The organism is Campylobacter sp. MIT 97-5078, assembly GCF_006864455.1.
GTDB lineage: Bacteria > Campylobacterota > Campylobacteria > Campylobacterales > Campylobacteraceae > Campylobacter_D.
Window position 1 is genome coordinate 109,791 of the sequence record NZ_QHLK01000002.1, and the last position, 20,277, is coordinate 130,067.

At 33.5% G+C, this 20,277-nt stretch carries 20 protein-coding genes and 1 pseudogene; 11 read left to right on the forward strand and 10 right to left on the reverse strand.

Going from position 1 to position 20,277, the window contains the following annotated elements:
* Positions 1-68: 68 nt before the first annotated feature.
* The 5 genes from DMB91_RS01800 to fliW are packed head-to-tail and all read right to left on the reverse strand — an operon-like array spanning position 69 to position 2,660.
* Positions 69-503 (reverse strand): hypothetical protein, encoded by a 435-nt coding sequence (locus DMB91_RS01800; protein WP_034905220.1) that lies wholly within the window; start codon positions 501-503, stop codon positions 69-71.
* Complete coding sequence (locus tag DMB91_RS01805; protein ID WP_034905218.1) at positions 500-1,234, reverse strand: hypothetical protein; 735 nt, start codon at positions 1,232-1,234, stop codon at positions 500-502. The genes DMB91_RS01800 and DMB91_RS01805 overlap by 4 nt, the downstream gene beginning before the upstream one ends.
* Positions 1,218-1,523 (reverse strand): type II secretion system protein J, encoded by a 306-nt coding sequence (locus DMB91_RS01810; RefSeq protein ID WP_034905216.1) that lies wholly within the window; start codon positions 1,521-1,523, stop codon positions 1,218-1,220. The genes DMB91_RS01805 and DMB91_RS01810 overlap by 17 nt, the downstream gene beginning before the upstream one ends.
* Positions 1,516-2,262, reverse strand: coding sequence for a pyrroline-5-carboxylate reductase (locus tag DMB91_RS01815; protein WP_081946922.1), 747 nt, complete (start codon positions 2,260-2,262; stop codon positions 1,516-1,518). The genes DMB91_RS01810 and DMB91_RS01815 overlap by 8 nt, the downstream gene beginning before the upstream one ends.
* Before the next feature lie 5 nt (positions 2,263-2,267).
* The gene (fliW, locus tag DMB91_RS01820; RefSeq protein ID WP_034905213.1) at positions 2,268-2,660 is read right to left on the reverse strand and encodes a flagellar assembly protein FliW; all 393 of its coding nucleotides are present in this window, start codon (positions 2,658-2,660) and stop codon (positions 2,268-2,270) included.
* Positions 2,661-2,811: 151 nt separating this feature from the next.
* Here fliW and bamD point away from each other — a divergent pair, with 151 nt between their 5' ends.
* From bamD to DMB91_RS01855, 7 genes are read left to right on the forward strand one after another with little or no spacing between them, the layout of a single operon-like run.
* A complete protein-coding gene (gene bamD / locus DMB91_RS01825) occupies positions 2,812-3,450 on the forward strand; it encodes an outer membrane protein assembly factor BamD (RefSeq protein WP_034905212.1) in 639 nt (212 codons plus the stop codon).
* A gap of 12 nt (positions 3,451-3,462) precedes the next feature.
* A complete protein-coding gene (lon, locus tag DMB91_RS01830) occupies positions 3,463-5,832 on the forward strand; it encodes an endopeptidase La (protein WP_034905210.1) in 2,370 nt (789 codons plus the stop codon).
* Between the two features lie 40 nt (positions 5,833-5,872).
* Entirely contained in the window at positions 5,873-6,571 is a 699-nt protein-coding gene (locus DMB91_RS01835) for a tRNA1(Val) (adenine(37)-N6)-methyltransferase (protein ID WP_034905208.1), read from the forward strand.
* Positions 6,561-6,929, forward strand: coding sequence for a YkgJ family cysteine cluster protein (locus DMB91_RS01840; RefSeq protein WP_034905205.1), 369 nt, complete (start codon positions 6,561-6,563; stop codon positions 6,927-6,929). The genes DMB91_RS01835 and DMB91_RS01840 overlap by 11 nt, the downstream gene beginning before the upstream one ends.
* Positions 6,908-8,206, forward strand: coding sequence for a tetratricopeptide repeat protein (locus tag DMB91_RS01845; RefSeq protein ID WP_034905203.1), 1,299 nt, complete (start codon positions 6,908-6,910; stop codon positions 8,204-8,206). Before DMB91_RS01840 ends, DMB91_RS01845 begins: the two co-directional genes overlap by 22 nt.
* Positions 8,203-8,979 (forward strand): indole-3-glycerol phosphate synthase TrpC, encoded by a 777-nt coding sequence (trpC, locus tag DMB91_RS01850; RefSeq protein WP_034905236.1) that lies wholly within the window; start codon positions 8,203-8,205, stop codon positions 8,977-8,979. The genes DMB91_RS01845 and trpC overlap by 4 nt, the downstream gene beginning before the upstream one ends.
* A gap of 20 nt (positions 8,980-8,999) precedes the next feature.
* Positions 9,000-9,479 (forward strand): HIT family protein, encoded by a 480-nt coding sequence (locus tag DMB91_RS01855; RefSeq protein ID WP_034905201.1) that lies wholly within the window; start codon positions 9,000-9,002, stop codon positions 9,477-9,479.
* Positions 9,480-9,637: 158 nt separating this feature from the next.
* Here DMB91_RS01855 and ftsZ read toward each other — a convergent pair whose 3' ends face one another.
* The 3 genes from ftsZ to DMB91_RS01870 are packed head-to-tail and all read right to left on the reverse strand — an operon-like array spanning position 9,638 to position 13,640.
* Complete coding sequence (gene ftsZ / locus DMB91_RS01860; RefSeq protein ID WP_034905198.1) at positions 9,638-10,762, reverse strand: cell division protein FtsZ; 1,125 nt, start codon at positions 10,760-10,762, stop codon at positions 9,638-9,640.
* Positions 10,763-10,776: 14 nt separating this feature from the next.
* Positions 10,777-12,159: a cell division protein FtsA gene (gene ftsA, locus DMB91_RS01865; protein ID WP_034905195.1), complete on the reverse strand. Its 1,383-nt coding sequence runs from the start codon at positions 12,157-12,159 to the stop codon at positions 10,777-10,779.
* Positions 12,156-13,640 (reverse strand): peptidylprolyl isomerase, encoded by a 1,485-nt coding sequence (locus DMB91_RS01870; RefSeq protein WP_034905193.1) that lies wholly within the window; start codon positions 13,638-13,640, stop codon positions 12,156-12,158. Before DMB91_RS01870 ends, ftsA begins: the two co-directional genes overlap by 4 nt.
* A 156-nt stretch (positions 13,641-13,796) precedes the next feature.
* Between DMB91_RS01870 and rsmH the strand changes: the two genes are divergently transcribed.
* Positions 13,797-14,714, forward strand: a complete 918-nt coding sequence (gene rsmH / locus DMB91_RS01875) for a 16S rRNA (cytosine(1402)-N(4))-methyltransferase RsmH (protein ID WP_034905234.1) — start codon at positions 13,797-13,799, stop codon at positions 14,712-14,714.
* 797 nt (positions 14,715-15,511) lie between these two features.
* Positions 15,512-15,781: pseudogene (locus DMB91_RS09270) on the forward strand (hypothetical protein); the annotation flags it as partial.
* Position 15,782: 1 nt separating this feature from the next.
* Here the strand turns inward: DMB91_RS09270 and DMB91_RS01885 are convergent.
* Together DMB91_RS01885 and DMB91_RS01890 are read right to left on the reverse strand one after the other, a co-directional pair.
* On the reverse strand, positions 15,783-16,283 hold the full coding sequence (locus DMB91_RS01885) for a hypothetical protein (RefSeq protein WP_034905188.1): 501 nt from the start codon (positions 16,281-16,283) through the stop codon (positions 15,783-15,785).
* 526 nt (positions 16,284-16,809) lie between these two features.
* On the reverse strand, positions 16,810-18,153 hold the full coding sequence (locus tag DMB91_RS01890; protein WP_034905187.1) for an SH3 domain-containing C40 family peptidase: 1,344 nt from the start codon (positions 18,151-18,153) through the stop codon (positions 16,810-16,812).
* Positions 18,154-18,199: 46 nt separating this feature from the next.
* Between DMB91_RS01890 and DMB91_RS01895 the strand changes: the two genes are divergently transcribed.
* Positions 18,200-19,522 (forward strand): ATP-dependent RecD-like DNA helicase, encoded by a 1,323-nt coding sequence (locus tag DMB91_RS01895; RefSeq protein WP_034905184.1) that lies wholly within the window; start codon positions 18,200-18,202, stop codon positions 19,520-19,522.
* Positions 19,519-20,160, forward strand: a complete 642-nt coding sequence (locus tag DMB91_RS01900; protein ID WP_052043210.1) for a flagellar basal body-associated FliL family protein — start codon at positions 19,519-19,521, stop codon at positions 20,158-20,160. The genes DMB91_RS01895 and DMB91_RS01900 overlap by 4 nt, the downstream gene beginning before the upstream one ends.
* Positions 20,161-20,277 lie beyond the last annotated feature (117 nt).

Genomic DNA, 20,277 nt, shown 5'->3' on the forward strand with positions numbered 1-20,277 from the left:
ACATTCGTTATGTTTATGACTTCTCAAGATTGAACTCACAATTGACTTTGAAATTTTCAAGTCAATTCTCACTTTGGATACAATGTGAAAGTATCTTGAATAAAAATTTCATCATTAACAACCTTTTGACTGTTTAAGAGTATGTTGATGTGAGCGATGATGAGTTTATCTTTGCTTAAATTTGCGTCTGTATTAAGCTGAGTAAGCTTAAAATTCTCACATTTGCCTAATGGGTAAAAATACCTAATAACGATAAAATCATTTGGATTTGGGTAGTTTAAACTCACACTTTCAAGGCAGTCTTTGCCTTGAAGTTTGGCTTCATACAAAAAAAGTTTTGAAAGCTCTTTAAAGTCTTGCAAGAGAATTTGAGCTTGAGTGTGTAAAATAGCATCTTTTAACCTTTTTGGCGTGTAGCTTGTTTGCTTGAGATAAAAGATGATAGTAAAGCTAAAAAAGGCGAGTAAGGCAAGGCTAGCAAGTAAAATATAAGCTTTTTTCATAGCAAAAGCTCTTTTTCTAAGCAAATAGGCTTTGTTTTATCAAAAAGACAGATTTTCATGGTATAAGTTGAAGCATTTTGGCTGATAGCAAAGCTTTGCACTTCTTCTAAAAGAATGGCTTTTTGAGATTTTGTGCTTGAATAAGCTGTGTACTCGTAGCTAAGCGAGTTTTGTTGAAAACTAATGAGTATATTTGCTTCAACAAGTTTATAAAAGCCCTTAAATTCAGTATTTTGACTAAATTTAAGTTCTGTATCACTTAAAACTTCAAGCTCATAAATCTGCTTTGTTTCAAGGTTGTAAAGGTATAAAAAATGATTTTTTTGGTTTCTAAGGGCGAGTTGTTGGGCTAAAACGCCAACTTGTATTTTTTTATTATTGCTTACGATTTCGTGAATAAAATGGCTTTTAGGAGCATAAAAGCTTTTGTTTTGATCCTGAAGTAAAAGTCCTGAACTACCAATAAAAGTGTGTAAAGAACGTTGTAATAGGATATTGTTTTTATCCTCTAAAAGACAAGATATGTTTTGAGAAGAAATTTGAAGTTTGATACAACGTCTTAAAAGTTTTTCTATGAATGTAAAGCTTGAGTGAAGCTCTAAAGCTTTTTGACTTTGCTGTGATGAATACAAAGAAAAAAGATTTTGTAAGGGTTGAAAAATAATAAATGCAAATGCACAAGATAAAACAAGCACCAGTAAGCATTCAAAGAGACTAAAAGCTTTTTTCATCTTTAAATTCTGCCTCATAATGTCTATGTGCTGGCTTTAAACTTTTAAGTTTAAAGGTTGAGTTTGAACTTGTTTTTTCTTTAAATTCAAGCTCAAGAAGTTCGTCAGGTTTTAAACGCAATGGCTTTAAAGGAGCGTTTTTAAGCTCTTTTTGAGCTTCATATAAGCTTTGCAAAGAGATGTTTTGATTTTTAAGAATTTGGTTTAAGGCAAAATAAGCAAAAGAAAAAATTAGGGCTAAAACAAGTAGGGCAAAAACGCTTTCAAGTAAGGAGAATGCCCTAGTCATTAAGATTATTTGCGCTTGCGTGAATAGCTTTAAAAAAAGCTGAGCGAAGGTTTTTATCTTCTAAAGCACGCACGCCTTTGATCGTAACACCACCGGGGGAACAAATTTGCTCTTTAATGAGAGCTGGGTGTATATCTTGCACAAGAGCAGAAAAACTTTGAAAAGTTGCTTTCATAAGCTTTGAACTTAAATCAACACTTAAGCCCTCATATACACCAGCATTGCTCATACTTTCAGCTACCATTGCCAAAAAGGCTGGAGCACAACCACTTAGTGCCATGGCTGCATTCATTTGACTTTCTTTTTCAAGCTCAAAAGCCTGTCCAAAGCTTTGTAAAATGGTTATAATTTCATCTTTAAAAAGTTCATTCTTGCAAATAAAAGGCGTAGTCGAAGCCTTAAAAGTAGCTGCGATGTTTGGCATTATGCGTGCGTAATTATCCGCTTTTATCACTTCTAAACTCTTAAGATCGGTGTTTGCAAGCACAGATATAAGCAAGCGAGCCTTAGCTTTAAGTTTGTTTGAGACTTCATCTAGGGCATAAGGCTTAAAAGCAAGTATAATGTCCTTGCCTTCTAAGTTAAAGTCTTCATACAAAATCGTGTTAAAACCATCGTGTTTTAGGGCTTCAAGCTGAGTAATGTTGCGTCCTACGAAGCTGATCTTATACTTATCTTTTAGCCCATTTGCAAGAGCTCTAGCCATAGTTCCGCTTGCAAGGATAAAAAGCTCTTTCAAGGGTTTTAATCTTTCTTTACATAATTTGAAATTTTATCCGCTTGAAAATATTCCGGATAAGTTGCTGAATCTAAGATCACTTGAGCTAAGGAGTTATTATCCCAATTGATCACGATAGGAGCAAGGAAATTTAAACTTGATTCGCTTAAATCCTTGTGCATAGCCATGATGATATAAGCTTCTCTTTTTGAATCAGCATTTAAATCAAGCAATTCTTGATAATACGTTGGCACTTCAAAGTCATAGCCAGGGCGGATCACTTGAGCATTGACAAGAACGAATTTAAAGTCTCTTCCATCTAGACTTTTAAGCTCGGCAAAAAGCTCATCTACTGGCTTGAATTCCATAGTTTTAGTTTCTTCAAACCCTAATATAGGGCATTTTACAGCAAGGTTCATCTTTGCATCCTTTGTTTTTTTGATTTAGAATTCATTTAAGAATTCTACCATAAAATAAGCAAAAGGGGTTCCAAAAAACTAAATTATTTATTTTTTTTTACTATAATTTTGAAAAAATCAAATAAAATACAAAATATTTAGGTAAATTTTTATGAAAACACGACTTCTTTTTTTCTTAAGTGTAAGTTTTTTATTTTTAGCATGTAGCACGAGAAATGATGAACTTTACAACCTAAGTGCCTTGCAGTGGCACGAACAAATCATCAAAGATATACAGGATAATGATCTTGAAAAAGCTGACGAACATTATACTTCTATGGCGAGCGAGCATAGTGCTGATGCTTTGCTAGAGCCTATACAGCTTATATTAGCTCAAATGCATATTGAAGAAGAAGAATATAAACTTGCTGATTTTTATTTGGAAGAAAATGCGAAAAAATTTGGGAATTCTCAAAATCTTGATTTTATCCGTTATTTGCAAATTAAGGCTAAATTTGAAGCCTTTGCTCAGCCAAACAGAGAACAAGCTCTTTTGTTAGCTGGCAGGGATCAAATCGCTACATTTTCAAAGACTTATCCACAAACTGAGTATGCTCCTTTGGTGCAAACCATGCTTACGAAATTTAACCTTGCCATTTTTGCTTTAGATGAAAACATAGCCAGCCTTTACAAACGCACGGATAGAGAACAAAGCTATGAAGTTTATCAGCAAAGATTGCAAGAGTCTGAATTTAACGATGTGCCTATGATTAAGGCTAAAGTTGCTTGGTATAGACGAATTTTTGAATAAGGAAAAACGATAATGCAAATGGTGCAAAACTACCCAGCCAAACTTCCTGTTTTGGTTGAAGATGAACTTTTTTTATATCCTTTTATGATAACGCCGATTTTTTTAAGCGATATTGACAATATCAAAGCTCTTGAGCTTGCACTTAAAAATGAAAGTATGATCTTTGTCGCTCCTTCTCAATTTGAAGGTGCAAGAACCTTTAATGAAATTTATGATTGTGGGGTTATAGGTACGATTATGCGTAAAGTGCCTTTACCTGATGGACGCATAAAAATCCTTTTTCAAGGTTATGCTAAGGGTAAGATCATCAAACAAAGCGGACAAAAGCCTTTAACGGCTGAAGTTGATTTGATCCAACAAAAAATCCCAGAAGTCAGTAAAAACGAAGCCTTACTTGCTGTTTTAAAAGAAAAAGTGCGTGCCTTAGCTTCAATGAGCCATTATTTTAGTCCTGATTTGTTAAGAAGTATAGAAGAAGGCATTGATAGTGCAAGAATTTGCGATCTTATCTTAAATACTATACGCATTAAAAAACAAACGGCGTATGAATTTTTTATAGAGGTTGATTTAGAGCAAAAAATGCTTAGACTCATCGCTTTAATCGCTGAAGAAATAGAAACAAACAAGCTTCAAAAAGAGATCAAAAGTAAGGTGCATTCAAAGATCGATAAAGTCAATAAAGAGTATTTTTTAAAAGAGCAATTAAGACAAATTCAAAAAGAGCTTGGTTTTGACGCACAAAAAGAGGACGAAGCTAGGGATTATCATACCAAGCTTGAGGCGAAGAAAAAATTCATATATGAAGAAGCCTATAAAGAAATCAAAAAGCAAATCGAAAAATTTGAACGCATTCATCAAGATAACTCAGAAGCAAGTATGCTTCAAACCTATATAGAAACAGCTCTTGAAGTGCCTTTTGAAAAGCTAGCAAAAAAAAAGCTTGATATCAAAGAAGTGCATAAACAGCTCAATAAAGATCATTACGCTCTAGATAAGCCAAAAGAAAGAATAGAAGAGTATTTTGCTGTGCGTGAACTTTTGGAAAAAAGAGGGATTGCTGATAAGGACGGGGCTAAGGTAATTTTGTGTTTGTATGGACCTCCTGGTGTTGGTAAAACGAGCCTTGCAAACTCAGTAGCTAAGGCTTTAAAACGAGAGCTTATACGTATAGCTTTGGGCGGACTTGAGGATGTAAATGAGTTAAGAGGACATAGAAGAACTTATATAGGAGCCATGCCCGGACGCATAGTGCAAGGGCTTATAGAGGCAAAGCAGATCAATCCAGTTGTCGTGCTTGATGAAATCGATAAGATCAACAGAAGCTTTAGAGGCGATCCAAGTGCAGCCCTTTTAGAAATACTTGACCCAGAACAAAATGTTAAATTTAGGGATTATTATTTGAATTTCAATATAGATTTAAGCAAGATCATCTTTATCGCTACAGCAAACGATATTAGCCAAATTCCAGCACCTTTAAGAGATAGAATGGAGTTTATAGAGCTTAGTTCTTACACTCCAAGTGAAAAATTTGCTATAGCTAAAAACTATCTTATCCCTGATGAACTTAAAAAACATGGCTTAAAAAGCACAGAATTAAGCATTAGTAAAGAAGTAACTGAACTGATGATTAGCGAATATACAAGAGAATCAGGGGTAAGAACACTAAGGCGAAAAATAGCTGAGCTATGTCGCAAAGCAGCAAAAAAACTTTTACTTGAAGAAAATAAAAAGATCAGCATCACAGCTAAGAATTTAAATGCTTTTTTAGATAAAAAAGTCTATGAGATCGAAAAACAAAATGGAAAAGATGAGATCGGACAAGTCAATGGACTTGCTTGGACGGCTGTGGGTGGAGATGTGCTTAAAATCGAAGCTATTAAGATCAAAGGTAAGGGCGAGCTTGTGCTTACTGGTTCATTAGGCGATGTAATGAAAGAAAGTGCGCGCATAGCTTTTAGCGTAGTGAAGGTTTTAATCGATGAAAATAAGCTTAAAGTGCCTAAAAAGCTTTTTTACAAGCTAAAAGAAAATGTTTATGATCAATACAACATCCACCTACATGTTCCAGATGGAGCAACTCCAAAAGATGGACCAAGTGCGGGTATAACCATGTGTGTAGCTTTAGCAAGCGTATTTAGCCAAAGAAAGGTGCGTTCAAACGTAGCTATGACAGGTGAACTTGATCTTATGGGTAAAGTTTTGCCAATTGGCGGGCTTAAAGAAAAACTCATCGCTGCTTATAAAGCAGAGATAAAAACGGCTTTAATCCCACAAAAAAACTATGAAAGGGATTTAAAAGAAATTCCAGATGAGGTAAAGCAAAATCTTGAGATTATCCCAGTAAAGAACTTTGATGAGGTTTTAAAATATGCCTTGCTTTAAAATTTGCTCTTTAGTTTTTAAAAATATGAAAGCATAAGCCTTGCAAGAGCTTGTTTTTTCTCAATTCAAACAAGGTTATCGTTATAATAGTGATTCTTTGCTTTTATTTGATTTTGTGTTAAAACAAAAGCCTAAAGGTAGGCTTTTAGATATGGGTTGTGGGTGTGGGATCATAGGTTTGATGCTCAAAGCTTTTGTGCCACAAATCAAGCTTGTCTTGCTTGATATTTTAGAGCAAAATTGTGCTTTAGCAAGGAAAAATGCAGAGCAAAACGAGCTTGAAGCTAAGATAAGCTGTGTGGATTTTAAGGAATTTACGCAAAGGCAGGCATTTGATGTTATCGTTTCAAATCCGCCATTTTATAGTTCTAAAGCTCTACGATCGCAAGATGAACATAAAAATATAGCTAAATTTCAAGATAGCTTAAGCTTAAAAGACTTCATTCATCAAGCAAGTCTTGCTTTAAAGCCTCAGGGTAAATTGTATTTTTGTTATGAGAGTTTGGCTTTGGCTGAGATCGTGCAGCGTTTGAGCGAGTTTAAGTTAAGCTTAAGTCAAATTCAAAGCGTGCATAAGAGTAAAGATGATAAAGCAAGATTGCTTTTGATTGAAGCTAGAAAAGGCTCAAAAGCACCTTGTGCCTTTTTAGCCCCTTTTTTTATGTATGAAAATGCCCTTTTAAGCCCACAGATGAAAGCTTTACAAGCAAATATAAGGATAAAAAGCGATGATATATAAACAAGGTTTTGACTTTTGCTTTGATGAAAAGGCTTGCACGGCTTGTGGTGGTAAATGCTGTATTGGCGAAAGTGGCAATATCTTTGCAAGCTTTGAAGAGCTAGAAGCTATAAGAGCTTTTTTAGGGCTTGAAAAAGAAGAATTTATAAAAACATATTTGCGAAAAGTGGGGCTAAGGTATAGTTTTAAAGAATGTGAATTTGAGAATGGTTTTGCGTGTATTTTTTTTGATCAAGAAAAGAAAAATTGCAGTATTTACGAGCTTCGTCCAAAGCAATGTAAGACTTTTCCCTTTTGGGATTATTTTAAAAAACACAAAGAGGAATTAAAAAACGAATGTATAGGTATATATTTTTAGCGTTATTGCTTGTAAATTTCAGTGCTTGTGTCGTAAAAACTTCGTCTTTTTCAAGCCCTTATGTTCTTGATACAAAGCAACAAAGCCTTGACTTTAAGCTTTTAGAAGCAATAACTTATAATGAAATGGGCGAAGCTTTAAAGTCCAGAGATATGTTTTTAGAGCTTCTTGCTGAGTATAAAGATAAAAAACTTATCGAAAATGCCTTTATGATCAGTATTTTTAATAATCTTGATAAAAAAGATGAGTTGTATGAGCTTGCAAAGCCTTATTTTGATCAAAGCCCTGATTTAGTGCGTTTAGGCGTGCTTTATCATATACAAAAACAAGATACTAAAAGTGCTGAAAAATTGCTTAAAGAGCTTATTTTAAGAGATAAGGACTTTAGAAATTATGAGCTTTTGGGTGATATTTATGCTCAAAATAGACAATTTGCTATTTCTTTGCAAAATTATTATCTCGCAAAAAAATATCTTAAAGAAGAGTTGGATCCAAATGAGAATTTAAGCCTTAAAATCGCTAATAATGAGCTTATTTTAGGGCAAAAACAAAATGCAAAAAAAGAACTTGAGAGCTTTGTATCAAAAGCGGGTTGTTCTTTAAAAATTTGTTCTTTGCTTGCAAATATGTATAATGAACTTGGCGAAAAAGAAAAATTACAAAACTTGCTTTTTAAACTTTATAAGCTTACGCAAAATAAAGTTTATCTTGATAATAGTGTGCGTTTGCTTTATCAAGATAAAAAATATCAAGAAGCCCTTAATCTAACCCTTGCGTATAAACTTGATGAAAACTTTGCCTTTTCGCTTTTTTCTGCTTTAAAAAAAGATCAAGAAGCGTATCGTTTTGCTTTAAAATTGTATGCAAAAACTAAAAATAAAAGATTTTTACTCATTGCTGCAACGATTGAATTTGAACTTGCTTTAAAGGCAAAAAAAGTCGATGAAAAGGTGCTTAAATCTGTAATTGCAAAATTTGAAGAAGGTATTGATGAAACAAGCGAGGCTTTATTTTTAAATTATTATGGATATTTACTTATCGATTATGATAAGGACATTCAAAAAGGTATAGAGCTTGTGCAAAGGGCTTTGAAGCTTGAAAATAATAATTTATTTTTTATAGACTCTTTAGCTTGGGGGTATTATAAGCAAAATCAGTGCCAAAAGGCTTGGGAGCTTATACTTAAAACCATGCACGATAAAGAATTTATTGATTCAGCAGAGTCAAAAGCACATATCAAAGCCATTCAAAAATGCTTGCAAGAGGAGAAAAAATGATTTTAGAAGATATTTTTAAAAAAACAAAACAGGATTTAGAGCTAAGAAAAAAAAGTGTAAGCTTAATAGAGCTTGAAAAAAAGGCATTGGCTCATAAAGCAAAAGACTTTTTTGCTTTTTTTAGCAAGGACACAAAAAAAATTCAAATCATTGCTGAGGTAAAAAAAGCAAGCCCAAGCAAAGGTGTGATAAGAGCTGATTTTAAACCACTTCAAATCGCCTTAAATTATGAAGTAGCAGGAGCGTGTGGGATTTCGGTTTTAACAGAGCCTCATTATTTCAAAGGCTCGCTTGAGTATTTAGAACAAATTGCCCAAAAAGTATCCTTGCCTTTATTGAGAAAAGATTTTATTTTTGATGAGTATCAAATACTTGAAGCTAAAGCTTTTGGGGCAGACTTTATTTTATTGATCGCTAAAATGCTCGATAAAAATGAACTTAAAAGCTTGTATGAGTTTGCAAAGTCTTTAAATTTAGAGGTTTTGTTTGAGGTGCATAACAAAGAAGACTTGGAAAAAGCGTTGTTTGTAGGTGCAAATATCATTGGTATTAATCATAGAAATTTAAATGATTTTACGATGAATATGAGGCTGTGTGAAGAGCTTGTAGCCTTTATGCCAAAGGATAAATTTATCGTAGCTGAAAGTGGTTTAAACAGCAAAAAGATACTTTTAGAACTACAAGAAATAGGAGTAAATGCCTTTTTGATGGGTGAGTATTTTATGAGACAGGCTAATGAAAAGCTGACGTTAAAAAGCTTGATCGGGCAGTAAAGTGGTAAAAAGGAGTGAAAATGCAGCACTTATATGCACCTTGGAGGTGGCAGTATTTTGAGGAAGATAAGAGTATTTGTCCTTTTTGTGTAGCGAGTAAAAAGCTTAAAAGTGATGAGGAATTGGGCGTATTTTTTAGGGCGAAGTATTGCTTTGGCGTGATGAATTTATATCCATATTCGCCCGGACATTTTATGATTATCCCTTATACACACGAAGAACATATCGAAAATTTAGAACTTGAAATTTGGCAGGAGATGAGTGAAAAAGTGCGTGAAGGGGTGAAAATCCTAAAAGAAAGTTTTCATGCAAAAGGCGTAAATATAGGTATGAACTTAGGCGAGCAAGCAGGAGCTGGCATAAGTATGCATTGCCATTACCATCTTGTGCCAAGGTGGAATGGTGACACAAATTTCATCACAACCATAGGACAAACAAGGGTTTGCAGTAGGGACTTAAAAGAAGTGTATCTTAAACTTTGTGAGGCATTTTCAAATTGATCAGTCTTTTAGCTTTTTTTTTACAAATTTGAAACTTTTGTATTTTTTTTAACTCATATACTTGAGTTTTTGTATGCATAAGAAAGCTTGATTTGAATATTAAAAATAACTTGCAAAACACAACAAAGCAAAAGCCTAAAGAGGCTTGCTTTGTTATTTTAATCCATTTGTTTGCGAATCCAAGTTGGCACTTCTAAATGAGTGATAATCTCATCATTATTAAAAGTTCCTGTCATACCAAGTCCAACATAAGGAGTTTTTTTATTTTCACTTTCCTTGTTTGTTGCGGCAGGATCTATTTTTCCATGCTGATCTTGGTATTCAAAGCCAGTAGCGATGATAGTTACTTCAACCATATCTTCTTCCATACTTTCATCTTCATAGTAGCCATATTTATAGCTTACATCACTGCCAAGTGATTCTGCTAAGCTTTGAGCCGCACCATCTATTTGCAAGAAAGAAAAACTCGGATGGTGTTTAAAATTCAAGATAAGTCCTTTAGCATTTTTGACATTAAGCCCATCAAGTAAAGGGGATTCAAGAGCATTTGCAAGAGCTTCCATAGCCGCATTTTCACCCTGTGCAGAACCCATACCCATTAAAGCTAAGCCTCTATGGCTCATTATGGTTTTAATATCAGCAAAATCAACATTCACGCGCCCATTATCAAGCAAGATTGATACCATACCTTTAACTGCACGAGCTAAAACATCATCGATGAGTGCATACACTTCTCTTGCTGAGGCTTTTTTATCGATGAGGTTTTTGACTTTTTCATTTTGAATGACAAGTATAGAATCGCTTTCTTTTTTGAGTTCTGCTAAGCCGGTTTCAGCAAATTTTTTCTTTTTTGCCCCTTCAAAAGCAAAAGGCATAGTGATAACAGATACAGTTAAAGCACCTACTTCTTTAGCGGCTCTAGCCACGATAGGAGTAGCCCCTGTGCCTGTGCCACCGCCAAAACCAGAGGCTATAAAGACGATATCACTTTGATCAAGAGCGGCTTTAATCTCTTCAAAGTTTTCTTTTGCACTTTCAGCTCCCACATCCGGATCGCCACCAGCTCCGAGCCCTCTTGTGGTTTTTTCTCCAAGTTGAATTTTGGTTTTGGCTAAAGATTTGGTAAGTGCTTGTCCATCTGTATTAGCTACGATAAGATCAAGGTTGTTTAAACCCATATTCATCATATGGTTGATCATATTGCCACCACCACCACCGCAACCTATAATTTTGATCTTTGCACCCTTTGCGTGTTGCATTTCTTCAACCGTAAATTCACTCATAATCCGCTCCTCAATTAAAATTGGTTTGTTAATTTATCCCACAAACGAGACAACAAACCATCAGTCTTTTTGCCTTTTGTTGTTCTTAAATCCAAATGATCCTTAATTGCTATTGTATCATTTTCTTGTAAATTTTCATCTACAAATTCGCTTTTTCTTTCATCATCTTCTTCGACCAAAACAAGCTCTTGCTTAATTGGTGCATTGTAAAGCTCAAGTTCGCCTTTATAACGTAGTTTTTGATTTGAATCAAGCTCATAAGGTGTAAAATACCCAGCCCCATATAAGCAAAGTCCTATAGCACAAGTATTTTCAGGGTCTGAAAAAATTTCAGCAAAACCAGAAATAAGGTCTTTTCTCGCACTTGCTACACGCACGGATTTGTTATCAAACATTGCAGAAGTCAGTTCATCAATACTTGCCAGCTTTGTCATACCCCCGGTAAGCACTATGCCTGCACCAGAGCTATTTGCGTAAGGATTTTCACTTAACATTTTTGCTAAGATCATCAAAGTTTCTTCAGCTCTTGCGTAAATGACATTTGAAATAACTTCAAGCTTGTATTCATTAACTCTTTTTTCATCACCCATAGAAGGCACTTGTATAAGGGTATTTGGCTGTTTAGAGAGATTTGCGTAATTGAGCTTGATCTTTTCGGCTTCTTTTAAAGGTGTATGCAAGGCGATGGATAAATCTTGAGTGATATTATTTGATCCTATAGGTAGGCATTCATTTGCCCGCACTGAATTGCCCATATGAACAACTATATCACAAATTGCTCCACCCATATCCACAAGCACAGCTCCAAGTTCTTTTTCACTTTCATCAAGACAAGAAATAGCCGAAGCATAGCCTGAAAGCACGAAGTTATCAACTCTTAGATCAGCTAACTCAACAGCCTTTTTTAGATTTTTAATATGGGCTTCTTGCGAAATGATGATATGAGTAGCTACTTCTAAGCGATTGCCACTCATTCCTAAGGGATCATCAACATGTTCTAAATCATCAACTTTGAAATTATAAGGTAAAACATGAATGATTTCATAGCCACTTGGTATATTTGCAGTAAGTTTTGCAGTGCTTACGGCTCGGTGAATTTCTTTTATGCTGATCTCGTGATCTGGTATATTTGCAACGCCTATGCTATCAACGCTTTTAGCATAAGAACCAGATATAGAAACAACAACCTTATCATAATGCACACCGCTCATCATTTGAGCATTTCTAACGGCTTGTTCTATGGACTTTGAAGAAAGCTCTATATTGGTGATTGCACCTTTTTTTACGCCTTGAGTTTTAGCTTTTCCAAAACCTATTATCTTAAGCCCTTCTTCATCTTTTTGTGCTAGTATCGCACAAGTTTGCGTTGAGCCTAGATCAATTCCTAAAATATTCAATTTATATTCCCTTTATAATAAATTTCCACCGCATATCTTTTGCGAAGTTCAGCAAGTAATTCTTGTCTTAACTCGCTTGCTTTGGCATTTTTAGCTTCTTGTTCCAAGGTTGTTTTGTATTCGTTAAGTTTTGAGTTGTTGAGTAAATTTTGTGCTTTAATCTCATATAAAATTGCTTTATCATCAAGCAAAACAAAGGATTTGTTTTGATCTGAATTAAACACATTCATTAAAAAAAGGCTAAATTCAGCATCATTCATCACGTTCTCATTGACACGCTCGGGATTTCTTAAAGAGTCTCTACTTACCGAGCCTATGTTTTTACCTTTAAAACTATTTAAAGCCTCCTTGGCTTGTTTTTCAAGTTCTGCTTTTCTTTCTTGCTCTTTATAGATCGGCAAAACTTGATCCCTTGCTTCTTTAAAACTTTTTGTTCGCACACCTTCGTAAGCGTTTAATCTTACTATCATATAGCCATTTTCAAATTTAAAAGGTTTAAGCACACCACCAGCGTTTGTTTTTTCAAGCAATTCTAAAGGATAGTAAATATCTGTTTGGCTAAGGTTAAGTTCTTTTTGAAAGTCAAGTTCTTTTTTGCTTAAAGCGAGGTATTTTTGATTAGCTTCATCTTTAAGTTTATCAAGTCCCAAGTCTTTTTTGAGCTCTTCTTGAGCTTCTTGAAAACTTAAAATTTTGCCACTAAAATCAGTATAATTTTGCTTATTTTTGTCATAGTATGCTTGTAACTCAGCCTCACTAAATTCGTGTTTTTCTAAAGGGATAAAATAGCTTGAGATAAAATACCTTTTTTCAGTTTTAAAGTCCTCTTTCATCCCTTGCCAAAGTGCTTCAAGTTTAGTTTCATTGATATCGATTTTGACATTTTTGGCTTTGAAAGGTTCTACACTTAAAACATCTTGCATAAAATAATTTGAAGCAAGCATCTTCAACTCTTCTTCTTTCACGGGTAGATTAAAAAGCACGCTAAGTTTGCGAAGCAAGATATCGCTTGCGAGCATATCTTCGTATTGACTTGTTTTGATATTATTTTGTGCAAGTATATTATAATATATATTTTTATCAAAGCCTTTATTGTTATCCCAGAAGCTTTCATTAGAGATTAAAAGGTTTAAAATTTCGTCCTCACTCACACTTAAACCGAGTGTTTTTGCAAAAGAAACGAGTAATTTATCTTCAATGAGGCTTTGCAAAGCTAGCGTATCAAGTCCTTGTTCTTTTGCTTTAGCTTCTGTGAGTGTGCCATTGCTGATTTGGTTAAAATAAGTAAAAATTTGATTAAATCTTTGATTAAACTCAACAAAGCTTATTTTTTCATCGCCAACTTTTGCTACAGAAGTATTTCTGTTGAAATTTAAATCCACACTTCCCCAGCTTACTGCACTTGCTCCAATAAAAGCAATCGCACTTATCCATGTCGTAATAATAAGCCATTTTTTATGCCTTTGCATCCAAGTAATCATTTATTATTCCTAAAAATTTGTGTCAAATAAAGCCTTATTCTACCCTATAAGTGTTTAATTTGAGTTTAAAAATTGCAAATTTTCAAGATATTTATGTGTGTATTTTATCTTTGTTTTGCTATCATTACAAAAAGTAAAGATAACAAAGGTTTAAAATTGCAAGCTGTCCATATCCCTGTTTTGCAAACTGAAGTTTTAAAGGTATTTGAAGGACTTGATGAAGGGATATTTTTAGACTGCACTTTGGGTTTTGGCGGACATAGTAAGGCTATTTTAAAAGCCCATGAAAATCTAAGATTAATTGCTTGCGATAAAGATGATGAGGCATTGAACTTTTCAAGGCAAAATTTGCAAGAATTTGGCTCAAGAGTGCGTTTGATCAAAAGTGATTTTAAAGAAATTTTAAGCAAACTTTCTTACGATGAACTTATACAGATAAGGGGTGTGCTTGCTGATATAGGGGTTTCATCTTTGCATTTGGATAAAGATGAAAGAGGCTTTAGCGTGCATTCAAACTATCTTGATATGCGTATGAATCAAGAGCAAAACTTGAGTGCATATGAGCTTGTAAATTCATATACGCCAGCTCAATTAGAGCATATTTTTAAGGAATTTGCAGAGCTTAAAGATGCAAGAGTTTTGGCTGAAAAAATTTGCACACAAAGAGCAAAAAAGCCTATAAATTCAGCTAAGGAACTTGCCCAAATCATCGGCACACAAAGTGTGAATGGCAGAAGAGTATCAAAAGCTGTGCTTGTTTTTCAAGCCATTCGCATTGAGGTTAATGGTGAATTAGAGGCGTTAAGGCAGTTTTTACATGCTTGCAAAGTGCTTCAAAATTGCATACTTGCTATTATCAGCTTTCATTCTTTAGAAGATGCTTTGGTAAAAAATGCTTTTAAAGACTTTGCCCGTGCGTGTATTTGCGATGAAAGGGCTTTAAAATGTGAGTGTGGAGCAAACCATAGTTTGGGTAGAGTGCTTAGTAAAAAACCTATTGTGGCAAGTGAGGCTGAAAAAAGAGCAAATTCTCGTTCAAGTTGTGCTAAAATGAGAGCTTTTTATTTTGATTAAGGTGAAAAATGCTAGATGATGATTTTTTAAAAGAACGCCAAAATATACGCGAAAAAATGCTTCGATACTCAAGAGCTGTAAAAGAGGGCAGAGTAAGGGCTAAAGTTGAACAAATGCCACAAGATGATGATATACTCAAACGCAGACTAAATAAAAACAAAAAACAAAGCTTTGATTTTTTTGATCAGGATTTTTTAGAGCCAAAAACAAAAGGCAGTATTTATCTTAAAGAGGATTTAATCAATGTCAAGCTTGAAGAAAAAAAGAAATTTGGCTTTGCATTTTTAGCCAAGTTCAAACAAAAAAAGAACAAAAATATCAAGCAAACAAGTGAAAATAAAAGAACAAATTCAGAAAAACAAAATATCCAAAAACAGAGCAAAAAAGAAAAAAATAAGCTCTTGCAAGGTATAATTTTTTTTGGCGATAAAAAAGCAAAAACAAGCATTCAGCAAACCACTATAAAGCAAATTCATACCCATCAAATAAATACCCTGCAAGCACCAAACAAAAAAGAAAAACTCACAAATTTAAACTTACAAACGCAAAAAAACTTAAGCCAATCACCAAATTCAAATCATATCAAAAGCCCAAATTTGCAACAAACAAAACTTCCAAATGATGAAAAAAATCAAACAAATTTGCAAGCTCAAGTTGATTCTTTAAAACAGACAAAAGCTTCAAGTCAAATACTCAATTCAAAACAAACGCATATTAATACAAACGATCAAAGTTTAGAACAAGTCAAAAGCACATATGCTTTTTCACCGCTTGAGCAAGAAAATAGCTCGCATACTAAAAATACGCTTCTTGAGGGCTTTAAAGAAGCTACGCAAGAAGAAAAAAACCTCAATTTCAACCAGCTTTTATTTGCTTTTTTGTTGATCTTTTTTACTTGCGTTGTGTTTATCCCACAAATTTATATACGAAATAATATTTATTATTTAAGTAGAGAAATAGGCACTTTGCGTAATCAGGAAAGTGTTTTAAATGAAGAAAATAAAGAGCTTAAAAGAGGGCTTGAAAATATGCGTTTTCAAAATCAAATTTTAGATTATTTAGAATGATTTATTCTTTTTGTTCATTTTGTATGATTTGTTCTAAAACATAGCTTTCTAAATTTGGTTTTGAGATCATGTGTTTTGGGAGTTTGTGATAAATTTCTTCAAGAAGTTTTGAATATTTTTCATATTCAAAGCAAGGAAAATGTTCGTTCCAAGCCTTTTTAATGAGTTTTTTTGTCATGCTTTTTCGTGCGTAAATTTTAAACATATCAAAAAAAATAAAAATAGCAGCTGTAACACCAATGGCACTGATGATGCTAAAATGAAAATCAACGATTTGAAAACCAGAATGCGTTAAAAGTATGAGTGGCACAAGCACGATTGCACACAGCACAGCAAAGATTAGGTAGGCATTAAATTCTTGAAATTTAAAATGAAGTTTTGCTGGATCAATGGATATTTCTTCATTATACAAAGCATTTGCTTCAAGCAAATCAAGCAAATTTACAGACTGATTTGATACCTTAAAAAGTTTTTTTAAAATCCAGTCTTTGATTTTTTGCATTTTTTTCCTTGAAAAATTTCTGCACTTATATTAACATAAATTTGTTTAAGCTTGTTTAAATTTCACGCTTATTTTCATAATGCAAAAAAATGAAGAAAAAATAAAATTTTAGCTTTGCTCGTATCTAAAATTCCTTATAAAAAGCTTGATTTTTTAACAAAGGGTTTGATTTTGACTTTGGTATAAAGATATTATCTTGACTTTGATAAGCTCGCGAAAAGCCAAAAAAATGTATATACTCATCATACATTCAAAAACTTGTGTATTTAATATCATCGCCTATCCATTCCTAGTTCAACAAGCACATTGGCTAATTTTTTTGCAAATCATCTTGAGCGAGTTTTGAATTTAAAGTGCTTCTACAATAGGTATTTTGTATCAATGTTTTCTTATTAAAGCGTAAAAAGATAAGTGCTTAAGTCAAGCTCAAAATTCCCAAAATCCTCAGTTTTATCTTGTGCAAAAGCAAGATGGAATAAAAAGTAAAGTAATACTTTATTTTCATTTTTTTCCTTGAATTGTGTTTTTACTTAAACTGACTTAAATACTCACTTATTTGCTTACTTTGGGACTCGCTTAAACTTATAAAACTTATCAAATCAATCTTAGAAATGAGCAAATCTTCAGTATTTACCCGAGCATCATGCTTGCCTATATTAAGTGAGGTTATAGCAGTTTGAGCGATTAAAAGTCTGCCATCATCTTTGGTGCGAACGCCCCAAACAGCGTGAATAACTGCGTTTTGATCTTGCAACTTCCCTACATAAAGCATAATATGTCCTTTAAGTCCAAGCAAACTTTCATAAGGTTTAGCAAATTTGGTAATAAAAACTTGTTTTTGTTTATTGCTTAAAAAGCTTATGTCAAAGTTTTTTAAAGCCTTGCTTTGTGCCCTTGAATTTCGCGGTAAATGCACCCCAAAGCTTGCAAAAATATCTCTTATAAATAAAGAACAATCCCTTTCAAGATCATATCCGCCCCAACCATACGGACGACTTAAAAGTTGAGCTAAAAGGGTTTTGAGGTTTTTATCATTAAAATACAAAGGGAAAGGACTAAAGTAATTTTTACTAAGCTTTACTTTTTTGTCCCCAATTTTGCTTAAAAAATACCCCTTTTTTTCAGCATAATATGGATAAATCGCTCCAATCCTTGCCTCAAAAGCAAATTTACCCTTTTCATCATAAACGCTTGTTCGCTCTTTGATCGGTGTAACGAAATTTAAATTTTCATAAGTTTTGGCTCTTCTATCATCAAAATGTGTTAAATTCTTAACCTCAACAAAGCCCCAGCCACTTTCTGCTAAGACAAAAGCATAACGTTTGTCTTTGCTGTAATGAGAGATCAGCACAGGCGAACCCACATTTAAAACGCCATCAAGCGAGTAATCAAATGGCACGCCCTCGCCATCTTTAAAAGGATTTTGCAAAATGGCTGTTTGAGTGGGGATATTTCTTAAAAAGCTATTTTCTATGACTAAAGCCTTTTGTTTAAGTTTTAAAAAATCTTTTTCGTTGCCATTGTCTATGAGAGCCTTAAAATACGCTTTGTCTATAGGTTTTTTATTAAAAAAATAATAATTTTTATTTGGATTAAGATAAGCCCCAAAAGACCAAAATATATCCTGTGCATTTTGTATCTTAGCTTTTGTATGCCAAGCGTAGAAAAACTTGTCTTTATAAGCTTTTGCAGAGGTTTTTTTGCTTTGTTTTAGTTCGCTTAATTCGCTTATACTTTGCTTAAGTTCTAAGCTTGCATAAAATTGTGCTTCAAGGTTTTGGGTATTTTTTATACTAGAGCTTTGAATATTTTTGTTTTTGCTACTGCACGCAAGAAAAAAATATAAGAAAAATATAAGAAAAAAACGCATTATTTAACCTTAAATTCATAAAAATAGCTATAATTATAGAATGAAAATGGTAAATTATCTCGAGCAGATTTTACAAAATGATAATGTTTTTTTAAGCGGTGGAGCTGGCGTTGGCAAGTCTCATCTTGTAAGTGCCTTAAAAAAGGATTTAAAACTTAGTGGCAAAAATGTCATCGCACTTGGCTCAACAGCCATTTCGGCCTTTAATATCAGCGGTGTTACTTTACACAGCTTCTTTGCCTTAGGCGTTTGCAATACCTTAGATGAGCTTTTAAAGCTTGATAAAAAGCAAAAAGAAAAGCTTGTTAAGCTTCAAAAAATCCTTAAAAATCTTGACTTGCTTATCATTGATGAAATTTCTATGGTGAGTGCTGAAGTGTTTGAATTGCTTGCTTTTCGCTTAAGAAATAGTCAATTTCAAGGTAAGATTTTAGTTGTAGGGGATTTTTTGCAGCTTCCTCCTGTGCTTAAAAAAGAGCAAATGAGCGAAAAAAGCCTTTTTGCTGGGGCATATTATGCCTTTTCTTCACTTTCTTGGGCGGATTTTGCTTTTAAAAATGTCTTTTTAAAGAGTGCAAAACGAACAAATGATCTGCTTTTTTATGAATACCTTTCAAATTTAAGGCAGGGCAGGGTTAATGAGGAGCTTTTGATTTATTTTGAAAATTTACTGATCACAAAAAAGGAGCTTTCTAAGATAGATGATGATTTTACCTTGCTTTGCTCTACAAATAAAAAAGCCGAGCTTATCAATAATGAAAAATTAAATAAACTTGAAGGCGAGCTTTTTGAATTTAAGGCTTTAGCTGTAAAAAATGATATAAATTTAGACGAGCTTAGTTTTGAAAAATGGCAAAAAAGTCTTAATGTGAGTGAAAATTTAAAGCTTAAAGTGGGAGCAAAAATTATATTTTGTATCAATAATTACGAAGCAGGGTATTTTAACGGCGAGCAAGGTAAGGTAAGTGCTTTTGTAAATGAACAAGGTAAGGATTTAATCGAGGTTGAAAAGGATAATGGTGAATTAATCTCTCTTGATCGATATAGCTTTACTCTTGAGGATTTAAGCGATGATAACAAGGTGCTTGCAAGTGTGAGTCAGTTTCCCATTAAACTTGCTTATGCTATTACTATTCATAAGGCTCAGGGTATGAGTATAGCACGTTTAGTGTGTGATATGGGCTTGATTTTTGAAAATGCACAGCTTTATGTAGCGCTTTCAAGAACAAGCCAGCCACAAAGCTTAAAGCTTGTGTATGAGGGTAAAGACTTTAAGGCTCATTTTATTAAGGCTTTAAAGCTTGATCAAAATGCCCTTGATTTTTATAAAAAAGCTGATTTTATCGATCTTGAAAAGGAAGTTGAATGAAAAAGATAATTTTGTTTTTATTACTACCTTTATTTGTGTTAAGCCAAAGTTTAAAAGTAGAAAATTTACGCACCGAAATTTATAGCAAGGCAGGCAAAAATACACTTAAAAAGGTGCAAATTAGCCTTGAATTTGAGGGCAAAAATGTGAAGGAAAATGAAAGCAAGATTACTGATGCGAGCAATATTATCATTTCAAGTTTTTTTTATGAAGACCTTTTTACCGAACTTGGCAAACTAAGATTTAAAGATACTTTGCAAAACTTTATTAATAAAAAATACAAGCTCGAGATCGATGGTGTGTATATCTTAGCCTTAAAAGGTATAGAAAAATTTGATATAGAAGAGCTTAAAAGCTTTTTAAAGGATACTGAAGCAAGCGATGAACAAAAAGAAACCGCAGAAAAAATCATCAAAAAAGATGAAGAAAAAAATACAAGCACTTTTGATCTTAAAGTCCCAGAAATTAAAGCCCTAAGTGATCCAAGCTCGCTTTTAGTGCCAGATACTGACACGCAAAGTTTAAATGTAGATACCATTGATCCTAAGGCTTTAGAGCTACCAAGCTATGAAGCTTTACCAAAAACGCTTCAGCTTAAAGATAAAAATATCAGCCTTGATTCAAATCAAAGTTTTTAAGTCTTAATGGAAAAGCAAAAAGACTTTGTAGTGTGAAAATAAATGCTTTTTGCTTAGTTTTTGTAAGGTTTATTAAAAGAATCAAGCTAAAAAAAAAGTGAATTTTACAGCCAAAAT